10 protein-coding genes and 2 pseudogenes are annotated in these 17,364 nt (G+C 67.8%); 9 read left to right on the top strand and 3 right to left on the bottom strand.

Translation table 11 applies throughout. The features are described from left to right. The first annotated feature begins 1 nt into the window (after window position 1). Genes pqqC through pqqE form a run of 3 tightly spaced genes read left to right on the top strand, consistent with a single transcriptional unit; the run spans window position 2 to window position 2,137 of the window. Window positions 2–721 carry a pyrroloquinoline-quinone synthase PqqC gene (pqqC, locus tag ACTJKF_RS28505; protein ID WP_440628154.1) on the top strand — a complete coding sequence of 240 codons (720 nt, stop codon included), beginning with the start codon at window positions 2–4 and terminating at the stop codon, window positions 719–721. Continuing rightward, window positions 718–999, top strand: coding sequence for a pyrroloquinoline quinone biosynthesis peptide chaperone PqqD (gene pqqD, locus ACTJKF_RS28500; protein ID WP_440628152.1), 282 nt, complete (start codon window positions 718–720; stop codon window positions 997–999). The genes pqqC and pqqD overlap by 4 nt, the downstream gene beginning before the upstream one ends. A gap of 19 nt (window positions 1,000–1,018) precedes the next feature. Further along, on the top strand, window positions 1,019–2,137 hold the full coding sequence (pqqE, locus tag ACTJKF_RS28495) for a pyrroloquinoline quinone biosynthesis protein PqqE (protein ID WP_440628175.1): 1,119 nt from the start codon (window positions 1,019–1,021) through the stop codon (window positions 2,135–2,137). A gap of 28 nt (window positions 2,138–2,165) precedes the next feature. On the opposite strand, the gene ACTJKF_RS28490 is transcribed toward pqqE, so the two are convergent. Further along, window positions 2,166–3,230 carry a DNA topoisomerase IB gene (locus tag ACTJKF_RS28490; RefSeq protein WP_440628150.1) on the bottom strand — a complete coding sequence of 355 codons (1,065 nt, stop codon included), beginning with the start codon at window positions 3,228–3,230 and terminating at the stop codon, window positions 2,166–2,168. Between the two features lie 437 nt (window positions 3,231–3,667). Between ACTJKF_RS28490 and ACTJKF_RS28485 the strand changes: the two genes are divergently transcribed. From ACTJKF_RS28485 to yjfF, 4 genes are all read left to right on the top strand, one after another. Continuing rightward, entirely contained in the window at window positions 3,668–4,630 is a 963-nt protein-coding gene (locus tag ACTJKF_RS28485; RefSeq protein WP_440628148.1) for an ABC transporter substrate-binding protein, read from the top strand. Window positions 4,631–4,698: 68 nt separating this feature from the next. Next, a complete protein-coding gene (locus tag ACTJKF_RS28480) occupies window positions 4,699–6,213 on the top strand; it encodes a sugar ABC transporter ATP-binding protein (protein WP_440628146.1) in 1,515 nt (504 codons plus the stop codon). Next, on the top strand, window positions 6,210–7,250 hold the full coding sequence (locus tag ACTJKF_RS28475; RefSeq protein ID WP_440628144.1) for an ABC transporter permease: 1,041 nt from the start codon (window positions 6,210–6,212) through the stop codon (window positions 7,248–7,250). Before ACTJKF_RS28480 ends, ACTJKF_RS28475 begins: the two co-directional genes overlap by 4 nt. After that, window positions 7,247–8,335, top strand: coding sequence for a galactofuranose ABC transporter, permease protein YjfF (gene yjfF, locus ACTJKF_RS28470; RefSeq protein ID WP_440628142.1), 1,089 nt, complete (start codon window positions 7,247–7,249; stop codon window positions 8,333–8,335). Before ACTJKF_RS28475 ends, yjfF begins: the two co-directional genes overlap by 4 nt. Window positions 8,336–8,510: 175 nt before the next feature. On the opposite strand, the gene ACTJKF_RS28465 is transcribed toward yjfF, so the two are convergent. Both ACTJKF_RS28465 and ACTJKF_RS28460 read right to left on the bottom strand, forming a co-directional pair. Further along, window positions 8,511–10,847, bottom strand: a complete 2,337-nt coding sequence (locus ACTJKF_RS28465) for a sensor histidine kinase (protein ID WP_440628140.1) — start codon at window positions 10,845–10,847, stop codon at window positions 8,511–8,513. Further along, the gene (locus ACTJKF_RS28460) at window positions 10,840–11,673 is read right to left on the bottom strand and encodes a response regulator transcription factor (protein WP_440628138.1); all 834 of its coding nucleotides are present in this window, start codon (window positions 11,671–11,673) and stop codon (window positions 10,840–10,842) included. The genes ACTJKF_RS28465 and ACTJKF_RS28460 overlap by 8 nt, the downstream gene beginning before the upstream one ends. Window positions 11,674–13,149: 1,476 nt before the next feature. On the opposite strand from ACTJKF_RS28460, the pseudogene ACTJKF_RS28455 reads away from it, so the two are divergent. Both ACTJKF_RS28455 and ACTJKF_RS28450 read left to right on the top strand, forming a co-directional pair. Next, window positions 13,150–13,200, top strand: a pseudogene (locus ACTJKF_RS28455) (ESPR-type extended signal peptide-containing protein); the annotation flags it as partial. Between the two features lie 456 nt (window positions 13,201–13,656). Next, a pseudogene (locus ACTJKF_RS28450) lies at window positions 13,657–17,352 on the top strand (YadA-like family protein); the annotation flags it as partial. Window positions 17,353–17,364: the final 12 nt, after the last annotated feature.

Genomic DNA, 17,364 nt, shown 5'->3' with positions numbered 1-17,364 from the left:
CATGAACGCACCGATTCCCGCCGCGGCGCTGCACGCGACGCCCTGGAGCGAGCAGGAATTCGAGGCGCGCCTGCGCGCGCTCGAATCGCGCTACCACATTCACCATCCGTTCAACCGCCGCCTGAATGCCGGCGCGTGCTCGCCGGCGCAGATTCGCGGCTGGGTCGCGAACCGCTTCTACTACCAGGTCAGCATCCCGCTGAAGGACGCGGCGATCCTGTCGAATTGCCCGGATCGCGATACGCGCCGGCTGTGGGTCGAGCGGATTCTCGATCACGACGGCCATGGCGACCACGAAGGCGGGATCGAGGCCTGGGCACGGCTCGGCGAGGCGGTCGGCATCGAGCGCGCGGAACTGTGGTCGCTCGCGCACGTGCTGCCCGGCGTGCGGTTCGCGGTCGACGCGTACGTCAATTTCGCGCGGCACGCGCCGTGGCAGGAAGCCGTGTGCTCGTCGCTGACCGAGATGTTCGCGCCGCAGATTCACCTCGACCGGCTCGCGGGCTGGCCGTCCCACTATCCGTGGATCGACGCGGACGGGCTGCAGTATTTCCGCAGCCGCGTGCCGCTCGCGCAGCGCGACGTCGAGCATGGGCTCGCGGTCACGCTGAAGCATTTCACGACACCGGACGCGCAACGGCGCGCGCTCGACATCCTGGCGTTCAAGCTGGATGTGCTGTGGTCGATCCTCGATGCGATTGAAAAGGCCTATCCGGAATGAACGCCAACGATGCCGTCAGCGGCGTGCCGCTGCGTCCCTCGCTGAGGGGCATGTACCGCCTGCAGTGGGAGGCGGCCCAGGATGCCTACGTGCTCCTTTATCCGGAAGGCATGGTCCGGCTCAACCCGAGTGCGGGTGAGATCCTCGCGCGCTGCGACGGCACGCGCGAGCTCGACGACATCATCGACGAACTCGAGCGGCTGTTCCGCACGTCGGACCTTGCGTCGGACGTCTATCGCTTCCTCGATCATGCGCGACTGCGCGGCTGGCTGGACTGACACGGACCCCGACATGGACATGACCCCCGCACCGAACCGGCCGTCCCCGCCGCTGTGGCTGCTCGCCGAGCTCACGTACCGCTGCCCGCTGCATTGCGCGTTCTGCTACAACCCCGTCGACTTCGCGACGCACGGCGCGGAGCTCGATACCGACGCGTGGCGCACGGTGATCAGCGACGCACGTGCGCTCGGCGCCGCGCAGATCGGCTTTTCCGGCGGCGAGCCGCTGCAGCGCGGCGATCTCGAAGTGCTGGTCCAGCATGCGCGCTCGCTCGGTTTCTACACGAACCTGATCACGTCGGGCGTGGGCCTGAATGCGACACGCATCGACCGCCTCAAGACGGCCGGGCTCGACCATATCCAGCTGTCGCTGCAGGATTCGACGCGCGAGCTGAACGACTTCCTGACGAGCACGCGCACCTTCGACCTCAAGCGCGACGTCGGGCGGCTGATCAAGTCGCACGGCTATCCGATGGTGCTGAACTGCGTGCTGCATCGCTACAACCTGCCGCACGTCGGCCAGATCATCGAGATGGCGCTGGACCTGGGCGCGGATTTTCTCGAACTCGCCAATACCCAGTACTACGGCTGGGCGATGCTGAATCGCGACCAGTTGATGCCGACCGCCGAACAGTTGCGCGAGGCCGAGGAAACGGTCAACCGCTACCGGAAACTGGTCGGCGAGCGGTGCAAGATCCTGTTCGTCGTGCCCGACTATTTCGAGCAGCGGCCGAAGGCCTGCATGAACGGCTGGGGCTCGGTGTTCCTCGGCGTCGCACCGGACGGCACCGCGCTGCCGTGCCATGCGGCGCGCGCGCTGCCCGGACTCGCGCTGCCGAACGTGCGCGATCGCTCGCTGAAGGAGATCTGGTACGACAGCGATGCGTTCAACGCATTTCGCGGCGACGGCTGGATGCGCGACCCTTGCCGCACCTGCGACGAGCGGCATGCGGATCATGGCGGGTGCCGCTGCCAGGCGTACCTGCTCGCGGGCGATCCGGCTGAGGCCGATCCGGTGTGCGCGAAGTCCGCGCAGCACGGCCGTGTCGAGCAAGCCGTGCAGTTCGCGCGGCGGGCAGGGCGGCAGGACGAACGGCCGTTGATCTTTCGCAGTGTCGCGAATTCGATCGGACGTTGAGCGGGACGGGATGCCTGATCGGCGTGCATCACTTTGTCGACCGCTTCGCCGATCGTCGCGCCGCGTCTTCGAGCAACGCCACGAACGCCGCTTCGTCCGCGTGCAGCCCCCTCGGCGTGCGATGCACCTCCAGCGCCGCGAGCCTCCCGCCCTCGAACGTCTCGAGCACCACCGGATGGATATAGCAGCGCCGGCACACGGCCGGCGTGTTGCGCAATATCTCCGCGACGATCCGCACCGTTTCGACGATCTGCTTGCGCGCATGCGTGACGCCCTGATGCGGGATGCGCCGCAGCAACGCAAGCGCCTGCACGCTGCCGGCCCACGTCCGGTAATCCTTCGCGGTGAACGCCGCGCCCGCGGCCTCGCGCAGATAGTCGTTCACGTCGGACGAGCCGACGGAATGGCGCGCGCCGTCGTCGTCCAGATACTGGAACAGCTCGTGCCCCGGCAACTCCGCGCAGCGCCGCACGATCCGGCCGACGCGCGGGTCTTCCACCGTCACGTCGTGTTCGATGCCGCTCTTGCCCGTGAAGCGCAGGCGCACCTGCCCCGGCCGGATCGTCACGTGGCGCTTGCGTAGCGTCGTCAGCCCGAACGACGCGTTCTCGCGTGCGTATTCGGCGTTGCCGATCCGCGCGAGCGTCGTGTCGAGCAGGCGGACGATGGTGGCGACGATCTTGTCGCGCGGCATCCCCGGCAACGCGAGATCGCGTTTGACGCGTGCACGGATGCGCGGCAGCGCACGGGCGAAGGCCGCCATCCGCGCGTACTTGTTCGCATCGCGGGTCTCGCGCCACAGCGGGTGATAGCGGTACTGCTTGCGCCCGCGTGCGTCGCGGCCGGTGGCCTGCAAGTGGCCGCGCGGGTCCATGCAGATCCACACGTCGGTGTACGCGGGCGGAATCGCGAGTGCATCGAGGCGGGCGATTTCGTCGGCATCGCGAATCCGCGTGCCGTCCCGCGTGTAGTACGCGAAGCCGTTGCGCACCCGCCGGCGCGTGTAGCCGGGATGCCGGTCGTCGACATGGCGCAGCGGCCCGGCCAGGCCCGCGCCGGCGGGGCCATCCTTACCGGACGGTCGCTTTGTCATGCTGCACCATCCCTGCGCGGCGATCGGGGTTCACGCACGGCGGGCATCGCTGTTCTCCTTGTTGTCGGCGGGGCCGCCGCGATGGGCGAGCGGGCCTGCCAGCGCGGCAGCAAGATTCGTGCGCCGGCGACGGTTCGCCTGCCGGCTGGACCCTGCCCGCGTCGGCCACGCACGGTTTCGCGCAGGCCGGCCGATGCGGCCCCATCCGCTTAGGTGTTTATACGTATGCCGATACCGATATCGTTTCAATCCAATATTTCATTGGAAGGTTATCGGACTTGTTCCTAGACTGATCCGGGGCGTACATACCGGGCCGGCCGCACGCGCCGGCCGGCGCCGCCCGAACCGCGCCCGCGCCACGCAGAAACAGAACAGCGCAGCAGAGCACGGCGCCAGGCCGGCGCCGCGGCATACAACGACACCATCGGAGACGGACCATGACATTCATCAGGAAGCTGGCGGCCGGCGCGATCGTCGCGGCGGCGACGGCGCTCGCCACCGGCGCGCACGCGCAGCAAAAGCCGATCACGCTCGGGTTCTCGCAGGTCGGCGCGGAGAGCGCGTGGCGCACCGCGAACACCGTGTCGGTGAAGAGCGCGGCCAAGGACGCCGGCATCAACCTGAAATTCTCCGACGCGCAGCAGAAGCAGGAGAACCAGATCCGTGCGATCCGCTCGTTCATCGCGCAGAAGGTCGACGTGATCGCGTTCTCGCCGGTCGTCGAGTCGGGCTGGGAGCCGGTGCTGACCGAAGCGAAGGCGGCCCATATTCCGGTGATCCTGACCGATCGCGGCGTCGACGTGAAGGACCCGTCGCTGTACGTGACGATGATCGGCTCGGACTTCCTCGAGGAAGGGCGGCGCGCCGGCCACTGGATGGAAGAGCACTACAAGAACGATCCGGGCCCGATCAACATCGTCGAGCTGCAGGGCACGGTCGGCTCCGCGCCGGCCAACGACCGCCGCGCGGGGCTGCTCGAGGTCATCAAGAGCAATCCGAAGTTCAAGGTGATCGCGTCGCAAAGCGGCGACTTCACGCTCGCCGGCGGCAAGCAGGTGATGGAAGCGTTCGCGAAGACCTACGGCAAGCAGATCAACGTCGTCTACGCGCACAACGACGACATGGCGCTCGGCGCGATCCAGGCGATGGAGGAGGCCGGCATCAAGCCCGGCAAGGACGTGAGCGTCGTGTCGTTCGATGCGACCAAGGGCGGCTTCCAGGCGATGGTGGCCGGCAAGATCAACGTCGACGTCGAATGCAGCCCGCTGCTCGGCCCGCAGCTGATGACGGCGGTGAAGGACGTGGTGGCCGGCAAGCAGCTGCCGAAGCGCATCGTCACCAACGAGACGGTGTTCCCGATGAACGTCGCGGCGCAGGTGCTGCCGACCCGCAAGTACTGAGTCGCGCCGACCGCGGGCGGCGGCGCAGTTGCCGCCGTCCGGCAACCGTTTCGAATCGAGGGCGATCCATGACGAATCCGCCGGTGGTCGAGATGATCGGCATCGACAAGGCGTTTCCGGGCGTGAACGCGCTGCAGCGCGTGAACTTCCGGCTGTTTCCGGGTGAAATCCACGCGCTGATGGGCCAGAACGGCGCGGGCAAGTCGACGCTGATCAACGTGCTGACCGGCGTGCATGCGCACGACGCGGGCGAGATTCGCGTCGGCGGCGCGCCGGTGAATTTCGCCGCGCCGCGCGAGGCCGAGGCGGCCGGGATCCAGACGCTGTACCAGGAAGTGAACCTGTGCGCGAACCTGTCGGTCGCCGAGAACATCTTCGCGGGCCGGCAGCCGATGCGGCGCGGCGCGATCGACTGGAAGACGATCCATGCGCGTGCGCGCGACGCGCTCGCCGAACTCGACCTGTCGCTCGACGTCACGCGCTCGCTCGACGCCTATCCGATCGCGGTGCAGCAGATGGTCGCGATCGCGCGGGCCGTGTCGGTCGACGCGCGCGTGCTGATTCTCGACGAGCCGACGTCGAGCCTCGACGACGGTGAAGTCGCGCGCCTGTTCGCCGTGCTGCGCCGGCTGAAGGCGTCGGGCATCGCGATCCTGTTCGTCACGCACTTTCTGGAACAGACCTATGCGGTGTCCGACCGGATCACGGTGATGCGCAACGGCGAGCGCGAAGGCGAGTATCTCGCGCGCGAGTTGCCCGTCGACCTGCTGGTCGCGAAGATGACCGGCCGCGAACCGATGTCCGGCACGCTGCAGGCGGGCGCGGCGGCCGCGTCGCCGGATGCGCGTGCGGCCGCGCCGTTCCTGTCGATGCAGCGGGTCGGCCGGCGCGGGATGATGAGTCCGCTCGATCTCGACGTGCGGCCCGGCGAGATCGTCGGGCTGGCCGGGCTGCTCGGGTCGGGGCGCACGGAAACCGCGCGGCTCGCGTTCGCGGCCGAGCGCACCGACACCGGCTCGATCGAGATCGACGGCGTGCGCAAGCGGCTGGCGTCGCCGCACGACGCGGTCCGCAACGGCATCGCGTATTGCCCGGAAGATCGCAAGAAGGAGGGGATCGTCGCCGCGCTGTCGATCCGCGAGAACATCGTCCTCGCATTGCAGGCGCGGCGCGGCTGGTGGCGCTTGATCGGCCGCGCGCGCCAGAAGGCGCTCGCCGATACGTACATCGCGCGGCTCGGCATCAAGGCGCGCGACGCGGAGCAGCCGATCGGGCTGCTGTCGGGCGGCAACCAGCAGAAGGTGCTGCTCGCGCGCTGGCTCGCGACGGAACCGAAGCTGCTGATCCTCGACGAGCCGACGCGCGGGATCGACGTCGCCGCCAAATTCGACATCATGGAGCGGGTGCTCGCGCTGTGCGCGCAGGGGCTCGCGATCCTGTTCATCTCGTCGGAGATCAGCGAAGTCGTGCGCGTGAGCCACCGGATCGCGGTGCTGCGCGACCGCCATAAGGTCGCCGAACTGACCGGCGACGACGCATCGGAGGAACACGTGTACCACTTGATCGCGGGAGGCCGGTCATGACGCGGCTCCGTGCGTTGCTTCGTCATCCACTCGTGTGGCCGGTGCTGACGCTCGCGCTGCTGTTCGCGCTCGACGTCGCGCACCGGCCGGGCTTCCTGTCGATCTCGCTGCTCGACGGCCACCTGTTCGGCGCGCCGATCGACATCCTGAACCGCGCGGCGCCGCTCGTGATCGTGTCGCTCGGCATGACGCTCGTGATCGCGACGCGCGGGATCGACATCTCGGTCGGCGCGATCGTCGCGATCGCCGGCGCGGCGGCCGCGATCGTGCTCGACGGCGATCCGTCGCGGCTCGGCACGGCGCTGGCCGCCGCGCTCGGCGTCGGTTTGCTCGCGGGTGCATGGAACGGCGTGCTCGTCGCGTTCGTCGGGATGCAGCCGATCATCGCGACGCTGATCCTGATGGTCGCGGGGCGCGGCGTCGCGCAGTTGCTGACCGGCGGGCAGATCATCCCGATCGGCGCGCCCGGCTACCTCGAACTCGGCGGCGGCTATCTCGCGGCCGTGCCGTGCTCGGTCTGGATCGCGGTCGCGACGATCGCCGCGACCGCGCTGCTGGTGAACCGCACCGCGCTCGGCCTGTTCATCCGCGCGATCGGCGTGAACCCGGTCGCGACGCGGCTCGTCGGGCTGCGCGCGGGGGCGGTCGTGTTCGGCGTGTATCTGTGTTCCGGCGTGATGTCGGCGCTCGCGGGCATCCTCGCGAGTTCGAACGTGCGCAGCGCCGACGGCAACAACGCGGGGCTGCTGCTCGAGCTCGACGCGATCCTCGCGGTGACGCTCGGCGGCACGTCGCTGCTCGGCGGCCGCTTCAGCCTCGCGGGCTCCGTGCTCGGCGCATTGATCATCCAGACGCTCACCTACACGACCTATTCGATCGGCGTGCCGCCGGAGGCGACGCTCGTCGTCAAGGCCATCGTCGTGATCGTCGTGACGCTGATCCAGTCGGACGCGGCGCGCGCGCTGCTGGTCCGGCATGCGTCGCGGCTGCTGCCTTCTGCGCGTTCGCGCGCCACCACCGGAGCGACGCCGCGATGAACCGATTCCTCGCACGGCTCGCCGACCCGCGCACGCTGCCGATCGTCGTGACGATCGCGCTGTTCGCCGCGCTGTTCGGCTTTGGATCCGTGATGTATACGGGCTTCTTCTCGATGCAGGTGCTGACCGGGCTGCTCGTCGACAACGCCTTCCTGCTGATCGTCGCGATCGGGATGACGTTCGTGATCGTGTCGGGCGGCATCGACCTGTCGGTCGGCTCGGTCGTTGCGTTGACAACGATCTTCTGCGCGGTCGGCGCCGAGCGGTGGCACTGGCCGGTCTGGGCGATCGTGCCGCTCGTGCTCGTGTTCGGCGCGCTGTACGGCGCGGCGATGGGCGCGCTGATCCATTATTTCCGGCTGCAGCCGTTCATCGTCACGCTGGCCGGGATGTTTCTCGCGCGCGGCGCATGCTTCCTGATCACGACGCAGTCGATCACGATCAACGAACCGACGTTCCATGCGCTCGCGGGCATCAGCGTGCCGGTCGGCGGCGGGATGCTGAGCGCGGGCGCGCTGATCGCGCTGGCGACGCTGGCCGCCGCGATCTACGTCGCGCATTTCACGCGCTTCGGCCGCAACGTGTATGCGGTCGGCGGCAACGAGCGCTCGGCACTGCTGATGGGGCTGCCGGTCGCGCGCACGAAGGTCGGCGTGTATGCGCTGAGCGGCTTCTGTTCGGCGCTCGGCGGCGTGGTGTTCACGCTGTACGTGCTGTCGGGCTACGGGCTGCAGGCGCAGGGGATGGAGCTCGACGCGATCGCCGCGACCGTGATCGGCGGCACGTTGCTGACGGGCGGCGTCGGCTACGTGATCGGCTCGGTGTTCGGCGTCGGCATTCTCGGCACGATCCAGGTGTTGATCACGTTCGACGGCACGCTGAGCTCGTGGTGGACGCGGATCGTGATCGGCGCGCTGCTGTGCGTGTTCTGCCTGCTGCAGCGGGTCATCGAGCGGCATGCGGCGCGGCGGCGCAGCGGCGGGACCGGGCTCGACCCGAAACGTCGCAAGCGCGATGCCGCCCAGGTGACGCCCGCGGCACCCGGTGACGATGCCGCGCTGGTGGCGACGATGCGCCGGTTGTAGCGATTGTCGGGTTCGGCGCGATTGCGCTCGCATGAGCGCCTGCGATGGATCGCACGGACCGGTGTCGTCGGCTTCATGACTGTCGCTGCCGGGCAGGCGGTGTCCTGCGCGTTGCGACTCACACGCCTCACACGCCGATGACGCCCGTTGCGCGACGGCCGCGCACCGCCGGCGATCACGCGGGCCCGGCCAGATCCGGTTCGGCGTCGAGCGATGCGTCGACGATGCCCAGGCGTTTCAGCCCTTCCGCCAGCCGCTCGATCGCGTGCAGGTCCAGCGCGTCGAGACGCTCCCGCATCGCCTGCACGAACTCGGCATGGCGCGGCGCGTGCGCATGTTGGCCGAGCCATTCCTCGATGTCGGTGAGGCGACCTTCGCTGGCGAGCACGGCCAGCTCGTCGAGCGCACCCGGCGGCGGGCAGCGCATCGCATGCGCGGCACGCGGCGGCTCGTCGGGTTCGACGGGCTCGAACGAGCGCACGAGCGCCGACGCCGGGATCAGCGCATGCCCGATCGCCGGCGCGACGATCTGGAACGTGAACGACGTGCCGACGCCCGGCTGGCTCGACACGGCCAGCTCACCGTGCATCGCGCGGACGATCCGCTGCGCGATGAACAGCCCGAGCCCGGTGCCGCCGTTGACGGCCTGCACCTGCTGGTAGGCGCGGAAGATGTCCGTCGTCTTGCCGATGTCGATGCCGATCCCGGTATCGGCGACCTCGAACACGATGCGCCACGCGCCGTCGTCCGGATAGGCGCCGACCGACAGCGTGACCGTGCCGTCGCGCGTGAACTTCGACGCGTTCGACAGCAGGTTGAGCAGGACCTGCTGCAGCCGGATGCCGTCGATCGACAGCTTGCGCGGCAACGGCGTGAGCGGCCGGTAGTCGAACCGGTTGTCCTGTTGCGCGCAGAGCGCGACCGCATAGTCGACGATGTCGTTCAAGAGGCCCGGCAGGTCGGTCGCGTCCGGCGAGATGCCGAGCGGCTGCAGCTCGGCTTTCGTGTACTGCAGCAGTTCGTCGATCAGCGCGAGCTGGTAGTGGATGCTGCGGTCGATCGAGCGGATCAGCCGCGCCTGGCTGCGCGTTGCGCTTTGCAGCAGCAGCTTCGCGTAGCCGTTGATCGTCGACAGCGGCGCGCGCAGGTCGTGGCTCACATAGCCGAGCGTCTCGATCTTCTGCTGCATGTGCGTGCGGACCTGGTGCAGCGCGTCGTTGAGCGCGACCGTGCGTTTCGCGACCTCGTCGCGCAGGCGGTCCTGTTCGGTGAGCTGCCAGTGCTCGAGCCGCTTGCGTGCCTCGGTGCGTTGACGGCCGACGTGGTGGATCCACGCGGCCAGCACCAGCAGGTGCGTGGCGAGACCGACGATCGCGACGACCGGGTTCGGATAGATGTCGGACTTGAGCCAGAACAGCCAGGCCGGCACGGCGTCCATGCCGTCGAGCATGCGCATCAGGATGTTGAAGCTCGCGACCGCGACCGCGATCAGCATCACGCGCCCGGTCGGCGTCCTGCGGATCGCGAGCGTCAGCGCGACGCCGAGGTTGACGACCCCCGACACGGTGGCCAGCCGCAGGCAGAACCAGGTGAAGGTGAGCAGGTCGCCGAACGCCGCGCCGACGAGGCCTGCGCATTCGAGGCCCAGGATCGTCAGGTAGACCGCGCGCAGCGGAATCCGGGCCTTTTCGCGATGCGCGACGGTCAGCAGGAAGACGATGAACAGCGCGATCGCGAGGGACGCGAAGATCACCTCGCCGCGCGCCCACCATTCGCGCGCGACGGGCCACGGGATCAGCGTCATATAACCGCGATACGTCGCCTCGAACAGCGTCGTGCACAACGCGATGCCGGCCAGCACGTGAAATACGCTGCTGCGCGAGAAGAAGCCGATCAGCAACGCGCACCACATGAGTGCCAGCAGCCCGCCGAAAAAGCCGAAATCCCACATGGCGGCGCGCAGCTCCGCGGCCTCCCACGCGTCGCGGGTGAAGGCGACCGGCGTGAGCCGCATTTCCTTGCGCGACGCGACGCGGATCAGGATCGGCACCTGCTCGCCCGGACGCAGCGTCAGGTCGAGCACCGGGTAGCGGGACTGCGCGCGAACGGCGCCGGCCGCGCCTGCCTCGGCGGGGAAGCGGCCGACGCGCGTCCACGTGCCGCCGCGGTTCGCGTAAAAGTCCGCGCGGTCCAGACGTGCGTCGCGAAGCGCGAGCACGAGCGGACGCTCGACGCGGTCGCGGTTGGCCAGCGTCGCGCCGACCCACCATGCCGACCGGGAAAACGCGATGTTGAACGACGGCTGCGCCGCGGTGGACGTGCCGCGCGGCGGTGCCGCCAGTCGCGCGGCCACCTGGTCGACGGACATCGTCGTGCCGGGATCCTCGACGATCGAGACCGCCTGCAGTTGCGCGGGGTTGTCCGCCGCTTCGGCCCGGTGTGTCGCGCAGGCGACCAGCGCCACCACGAGCAGCAGCATGGCGTGCCAGCCCGATGCGCGGCGCCTAGGCATCGCGCGAACGATCGTGCGACGCGGGCAGGGCGTCGATCACCGGACGCTGGCGCCGCCAGTCGGACGGCGTGATGCCGAACCGCTCGCGAAACGCCGTCGCGAAGTTGCCGGGCGTCGAGAAGCCGATTTCCTCGGCGATGTCGCCGATTCCCATCGACGTTTCGGCGAGGAAGTGCTTCGCGGCGCGCAGCCGCGTGTCGCGCAGGTATTCGAACACGGTCTGGCCGAGATGGTCGCGGAAGAGGCGCGACAGCCGCTTTTCGTGGGTGCCGACCTGCCGTGCCAGTTCCTCGAGCGTCGGCGGATTGCGCAATTCGCGCAGCAGGACGTCGCTGGCCGCGCGCACCAGCGCGGCGTCCGGATGGTCGGGCAGCTCGGGCAGGTGCGCGAACGGCCGGCTGCGCCCGATGCGCTTCAGGTGATTGCGGATCCGGGCAATCACCTCGACCGGCTCGAACGGCTTCACGATGTAGTCCAGCGCGCCGGTTTCGAGCCCCGCGATACGATCCTCGAGATCGCCGGCGGCGGTCAGGATGATGACGGGGATGTTCTGCGTCGACGGCGTCGACGCCAGCAGGCGGCACGCGGCGAAGCCGTCCATGCGCGGCATCCGGACATCCATCAGGATCAGGTCGGGCGCGATCGCCTGCGCGCGGTGGTAGGCCTGCAGGCCATCGAACGCGACGCTGATCCGGCACCGCGCCGAACGCAGGATCTCCGTCAGGAGCCGGAGGTCGTTCGGGCGGTCGTCGACGACAAGAATATGTGCGCCAACGAGATCCGGCGTGGCGCGAAGCGACGCCGGACTGGACGAGCGGGATGACATGATTGCTAACGCGTAGAGAGGTGGGCCGGGGTCAGACGCGATGCATCCATGTGCCCGATTGTTGCAAAAAATTATATGCCGACAAAAACGCCGACGGTGAGGATTCCGTGCGATTCGTGTGGGCATGTTCGACAACGCGCGCGGCCTTCGCGACCCTGCGGCCGCACCGGAAAAATGGACTGGAAAGAAGTGCCGCGCCGGATATCGAATCTCGGTCGTTGTTTCCGATTTGAATTGACGTAAATCGAATTGGCCCGAATGATGGATGGCAATGGAATATATCGTGCCGGTGGTTTGACCCGGCATCGATAAAGTTCGTCAATTTCGTGTCTCCATGATTAAAATTTTATCGATTGACGGTTAAAAATACTTTCACGTTACGGCCGATTGCGATGTCGATATGTATGAATGTAAATATCGTCCGGCCGGGAAAACATTTTGTCCGCTCCGGAAAAGATCTGATCGATGGAATCCCGGCACACTAGGCCCGACGCGGATGGGATCGGTTCTTCGGCAGAACGGCGTTTCACACGAATTTCATAATCGCGGCGGCATGTTTGAGTGTTCAATATTCAATGTGACATCGAGTGCTGACAATCTCAAATTCCGGGATTCCGGCGCTGCGACGAGGGTCGGCACGAGGGCAGTGGCAGGCTTCCATCCTTCAAGCGAATTGATATAAGAATTGAAGGGAATGGCATGGAAGCCGATGAGAGTGTGGCATACGTGGCAAAAAGAAATAGTTAAAGAAAGTCAGTCGATGAATTCGGTGTAGGGGTCATCCGGCCATCGTCGGTTTTTCCGGAAATCCGGAATCTCCGGCGCGCGCCTGGATGGAACGGGGTGAGTGGGTTCGCGTCGACCGCCGGGCAGTTCGAGCCATCAGGCGGCGCTCGCGCGGGACGCGCTTTCGAATCAGGCGGCACGAACAACATGAATATGAAAGGCACGGCAGATCACAGCACCGGTTCGCCCGAACCGGTGCCGGCTGTCAGCGTCCGCGGTTCGGCGGCGCATGCTTCGGCCCCGGGGGCCGCACGACGTCATCCGCCCCCTGAATGACACAGGACGGGCCGCCCGGCGGGTTCGGCGCGGCATCCGTTCAACCGGCGTCTGAACGACGCCTTCTCATGACATCCGAGGTCGCCGCCCCACGGTTCGGCGCGATGGTGTGCGCACGCGCTTTCCGGCGGTGCGCCGCCCGGCGCGCGGCCGCCTGATCGGCGAGGTCGACTTCCATGATTCGATAACCCGCGATCGTCGCCGTCCAGCGCGTCGTCCGGCACGGGCGGCGTGCGGTCGTGTGATCGCGACGTGTGTCGCACGTGTCGTGCAGAGCTGTTCGGCAGTGAGGTTAGGTATCCAAATCAAGTGGCGTGGCGTCGCGAGACGGGAGGCAACGAGGTTGGAGGCGGTCTGCTCCCGGCCGCGTTTGCTGTTGCGTCATCCAGCACATGTGAACCGAGGGAAAACAAGATGAACAAGTCGTTCAAGTCGATCTGGAACGAAGCACTGGGGGCGTGGGTCGCGGCGTCCGAGCTCGATCGTGCGCGGGGCAAGCGCACAAAGGGTGCGATTTGCATCCAGTCGGTCCCGGCAAGAGAGAGCGGTGTCGCGTCCCACGGGGTCAAGCTTCGATTCCTTGCGTCCGCGTTGTCTGCAATGTTGATGGGTGGCGTGGCGTTCGACGCACATGCGTGTGGATTTGCATTCGGTGGAACCTTGGGCGGGGCAGCTGCCGGTACAACGGAGACCAACTGCACCGGGACCGGGACGTTCTCGGTCGTGAGTGGTAGTGGAGGACTTCAGGCAACCACCTATATCGGTAGTGCGAATACCGCTTACGGCAATGCAAACCTCAATCTCGCGCTCGGTGAGGCTGCGATTTCGGGAACGAATGGCAGCCTGAGTGATGGATGGGACCAGGCGATCGGCTCATACGCGTTGGCAGCCACCGGCGTGAACGGAACCGGCGGGGCCAACGCGATTGGCGTGCATGCGACCGCGAGCGCTGTCAATGCAACGGCACTCGGATCAAGTTCTACCGCAAGCGGTGTGTCCGGTGTCGCGTTGGGTTCTGCCACGATAGCTTCGGGTTCGTTCTCTGCTGCGATCGGCAATCAGGCGACCGCAACCAGTACGGGCGCGGTGGCGATCGGCAGTGGAGCGAACGCCAGCGGTGTGTCCGCGGTCGGGCTCGGGAACAATGCCACGGCCTCCGGGCAGAATGCGGCCGCGCTCGGTCTCGGCGCGGTTTCTTCGGGCCTCAGCAGCGTTGCGCTCGGCTTTTCGGCTCAGGCGATCAACCAGGGCGCGGTCGCGCTTGGCAACCAGTCCACGAGTTCCGGTGCGGCCGGTGTAGCGGTGGGCAGCGGCGCACTGGCATCCGGCAATTCGGCACTGGCAATGGGCGTGAACAGCGGCGCGAAGGGCGGGACGTCGATCGCGATCGGCTGGGGCGGCACCGCGGGCGTCGCCGGGTCCGGCACGCAGTCGCTCGGGACCAGTTCGATCGCGATGGGTTCGAACACGTCGGCCGGCGCCGACAGTGCGCAGGCATACGGCCTGAACGCCAACGCATCGGGCGTCAGCTCGATCGCGATGGGCGTGCAGTCGACCGCGACGCAGCAGTTCGGTGTCGCGCTCGGCAATCTCGCGCTCGCGACCGGCACGTCGGCCAGCGCGCTTGGCCCCGGCGCGACGGCGTCGGCGCTGAATGCGACCGCGATCGGCATCAACAGCGTCGCGGCGGCCGGCTCCACCGTCGCCATCGGCGACAGCAACTCGGTCGCGGCAACGGCCGGCGCCGGCTCGATCGCGGGCGGCAACAACTCGAAGGTACTGGGCGGCACCGGCGCCGTCGCGCTTGGCCTCGGCCAGACCGTCAGCGGCAACGGCGCGGTCGCGATCGGCGACCCGAGCACCGCGATCGGCACCGGCGCGGTCACGGCCGGTTCGAACAACACCGCGATCGGCGACGGCGCGGTGGCGATCGGTGATTCGAACGTTGCGCAGGGCACCGGCTCGCTCGCGCTGGGCAGTACGTCGACGGCGGCAGCGGCGGGTGCCGTGGCGTTCGGCGCGTCGGCGATGGCGAACAACGCGAACGATGTCGCGCTCGGCTCCGGTTCGGTGACGGCCGCGCCGCATCCGACGGCGACCGCCACGATTGGCGGCGTCACCTACACGTTCAACGGCGTCAATCCGACCAGCGTCGTCAGCGTCGGCGCGGCGGGCAAGGAGCGCCAGATCACCAACGTCGCGGCAGGGCAGATCAATTCGACCAGTACGGACGCGATCAACGGCTCGCAGCTCGACGCGACGAACCAGGCGGTGACTTCGTTGTCGACGTCGACGCTGTCGAGCATCACGTCGCTGTCGACGGGGTTGAGCTCGACCAACAGTTCGGTCGTGTCGCTGTCGACCTCCACGTCGACCGGTATCAGTTCGTTGTCGACGGGGTTGAGTTCGACGAACAGTGCGGTGGTGTCGCTGTCGACGTCGACATCGACGGGCATCAGCTCGTTGTCGACCGGTCTCAGCTCGACGAACAGCTCGATCACGTCGCTGTCGACCTCCACGTCGACGGGTATCAGTTCGCTGTCGACCGGCCTGAGCGCGACCAACAGTTCGGTGGTGTCGCTGTCGACGTCGACGTCGACGGGCATCAGCTCGCTGTCGACCGGCCTGAGCTCGACGAACAGCACGGTGGTGTCGCTGTCGACGTCGACGTCAACGGGCATCAGTTCCCTGTCGACCGGCCTGAGCGCGACCAACAGCACGATCACGTCGCTGTCGACGTCCACGTCGACGGTCGTCGGCTCGCTGTCCACCGGCCTGAGCGCGACGAACAGCAACCTGACCTCGCTGTCGACCGCGACGTCGACGGGTATCAGTTCGTTGTCGACCGGCCTGAGTTCCATCGCGAACAACAACACCAACCTCGGCAACAGCACGGCCGGCGCGATCGGCGGCGGTGCCGCCTACGACCCGGCCACCGGCACGATTTCGGCGCCGTCGTACGTGACGTATAACAGCGACGGCTCGACCACGATCAACAACAACGTCGGCTCGGCGATCCAGAACATCAACGCGCACGGCATCAAGTATTTCCACGCGAACTCGACCGCGCCCGACAGCCAGGCGATCGGCGTCGACAGCGTGGCGATCGGGCCGAACGCGATCTCGCGGGTGGACGGCAGCGTCGCGCTCGGTTCGGGCTCGGTATCCGATCGCGCGACGACGCCGTCGTCCGGCATCCTGCGCAACGGCACGGCGTCGATCCCGTTCAACACGACGGACCAGACGCTGCTCGGTGCGGTGTCGGTCGGCAACGCGACGAGCAAGACCTATCGCCAGATCACCAACGTCGCGGACGGCACCGGACAGCAGGACGCGGTGACGGTGCGGCAGCTGGCCGGCGCATTGCAGTCGTTCGCGGTCACGGGCCAGAAGTACTTCCACGCGAATTCGACGGCGACGGACTCGCTCGCGGTCGGCGCGGAATCGGTGGCGGTCGGCCCGACGACGGTCGTCAACGGCGACAACGGCGTGGGCATCGGCAACGGTGCGATCGTCGACCAGACCGCGCCTGGCGGCGTCGCGATCGGGCAGGCGGCGAGCTCCGGGCAGGCCGATGCGATCGCGCTCGGCAGCGGTGCGTCCGCGCTCGGCGCGCAGTCGGTCGCGCAGGGCGCCAATGCGTCGGCGGTCAGCGTGGGCAGCGTCGCGCTGGGCTCCGGCGCGCACAGCAGCGCGACCGATGCGCTCGCGCTCGGCGCCGGTGCATCGGCGACGCTCGCGAACAGCGTCGCGCTGGGGGCGGGTTCGCTGACCACGGTCGGCGCGCTGACGAACTACATCGCGTACGGCCTGAGCAGCCCGCAGTCGTCGGCCGGTGAAGTCAATGTCGGCAACCGGCAGATCACCGGCCTCGCCGCCGGCAAGAACGGCACCGACGCGGTCAACGTGTCGCAGCTCGATTCGGTCGCGAACCAGCTGACGACGTTGATTACCCAGCGCACGTCCAACCTCGGCGGGTCGTACACGTCGAACCCGTCCGGCGGCAACGTGCCGCCGGGGCCGAGCGGTTCGAACTCGTCGGCCGGCGGCTCGGGCGCGGTGGCCTCGGGTTCGAATAGCACGGCGGTCGGCAACAGTTCGACGGCATCCGGCAACGGCTCGACGGCGATCGGCGTCGGCGCGAGTTCCTCGGGCAGCAATTCGGCGGCGGTCGGCGCGGGCAGCAACGACGGCGGCCGGTCGAACGTCGTCGCGGTCGGCTCCGCGGATTCGGCGCGACAGGTCGTCAACGTCGCGGCGGGCACGCAGGGCACGGATGCGGTGAACGTGAACCAGTTGAATGCCGTGTCGAACCAGTTCACGCAGTCGCTGAACACGGTCAACAACCAGCTCACGCAGATGCAGCAGCAGATCCAGCAGACCGATTCGATGGCGCGCGAAGGGATCGCCGCCACCGCCGCGATGGCGTCGATCCCGCACATGGATCGCGATTCGAACTTCGCGATGGGTGTCGGTACGGCGACGTTCCAGGGTCAGAAGGCCATGGCCGTCGGCGTGCAGGCGCGCATCACGGAGAACCTGAAGGCGACGATCAATGGCGGCTTCGCCGGCAGCCAGCGCGTCGTCGGCGCGGGCATGCTGTATCAGTGGAAGTGATCGCGCGCAGCG

Source organism: Burkholderia sp. 22313 (assembly GCF_052045245.1).
Taxonomy (GTDB): Bacteria; Pseudomonadota; Gammaproteobacteria; order Burkholderiales; family Burkholderiaceae; genus Burkholderia.
Note: the sequence above shows the minus strand (reverse complement) of the source record. Positions and strands in the feature narration are given on the sequence as shown.

Bases quoted from the DNA above. Each gene is read 5' to 3' on its own strand.
- yjfF (WP_440628142.1), top strand. From the start codon at position 7,247: ATGAACCGATTCCTCGCACGGCTCGCCGACCCGCGCACGCTGCCGATC.
- ACTJKF_RS28465 (WP_440628140.1), bottom strand. From the start codon at position 10,847: ATGCCTAGGCGCCGCGCATCGGGCTGGCACGCCATGCTGCTGCTCGTG.
- ACTJKF_RS28480 (WP_440628146.1), top strand. From the start codon at position 4,699: ATGACGAATCCGCCGGTGGTCGAGATGATCGGCATCGACAAGGCGTTT.
- ACTJKF_RS28490 (WP_440628150.1), bottom strand. From the start codon at position 3,230: ATGACAAAGCGACCGTCCGGTAAGGATGGCCCCGCCGGCGCGGGCCTG.
- pqqC (WP_440628154.1), top strand. From the start codon at position 2: ATGAACGCACCGATTCCCGCCGCGGCGCTGCACGCGACGCCCTGGAGC.
- ACTJKF_RS28460 (WP_440628138.1), bottom strand. From the start codon at position 11,673: ATGTCATCCCGCTCGTCCAGTCCGGCGTCGCTTCGCGCCACGCCGGAT.
- pqqD (WP_440628152.1), top strand. From the start codon at position 718: ATGAACGCCAACGATGCCGTCAGCGGCGTGCCGCTGCGTCCCTCGCTG.
- ACTJKF_RS28485 (WP_440628148.1), top strand. From the start codon at position 3,668: ATGACATTCATCAGGAAGCTGGCGGCCGGCGCGATCGTCGCGGCGGCG.
- ACTJKF_RS28475 (WP_440628144.1), top strand. From the start codon at position 6,210: ATGACGCGGCTCCGTGCGTTGCTTCGTCATCCACTCGTGTGGCCGGTG.
- pqqE (WP_440628175.1), top strand. From the start codon at position 1,019: ATGACCCCCGCACCGAACCGGCCGTCCCCGCCGCTGTGGCTGCTCGCC.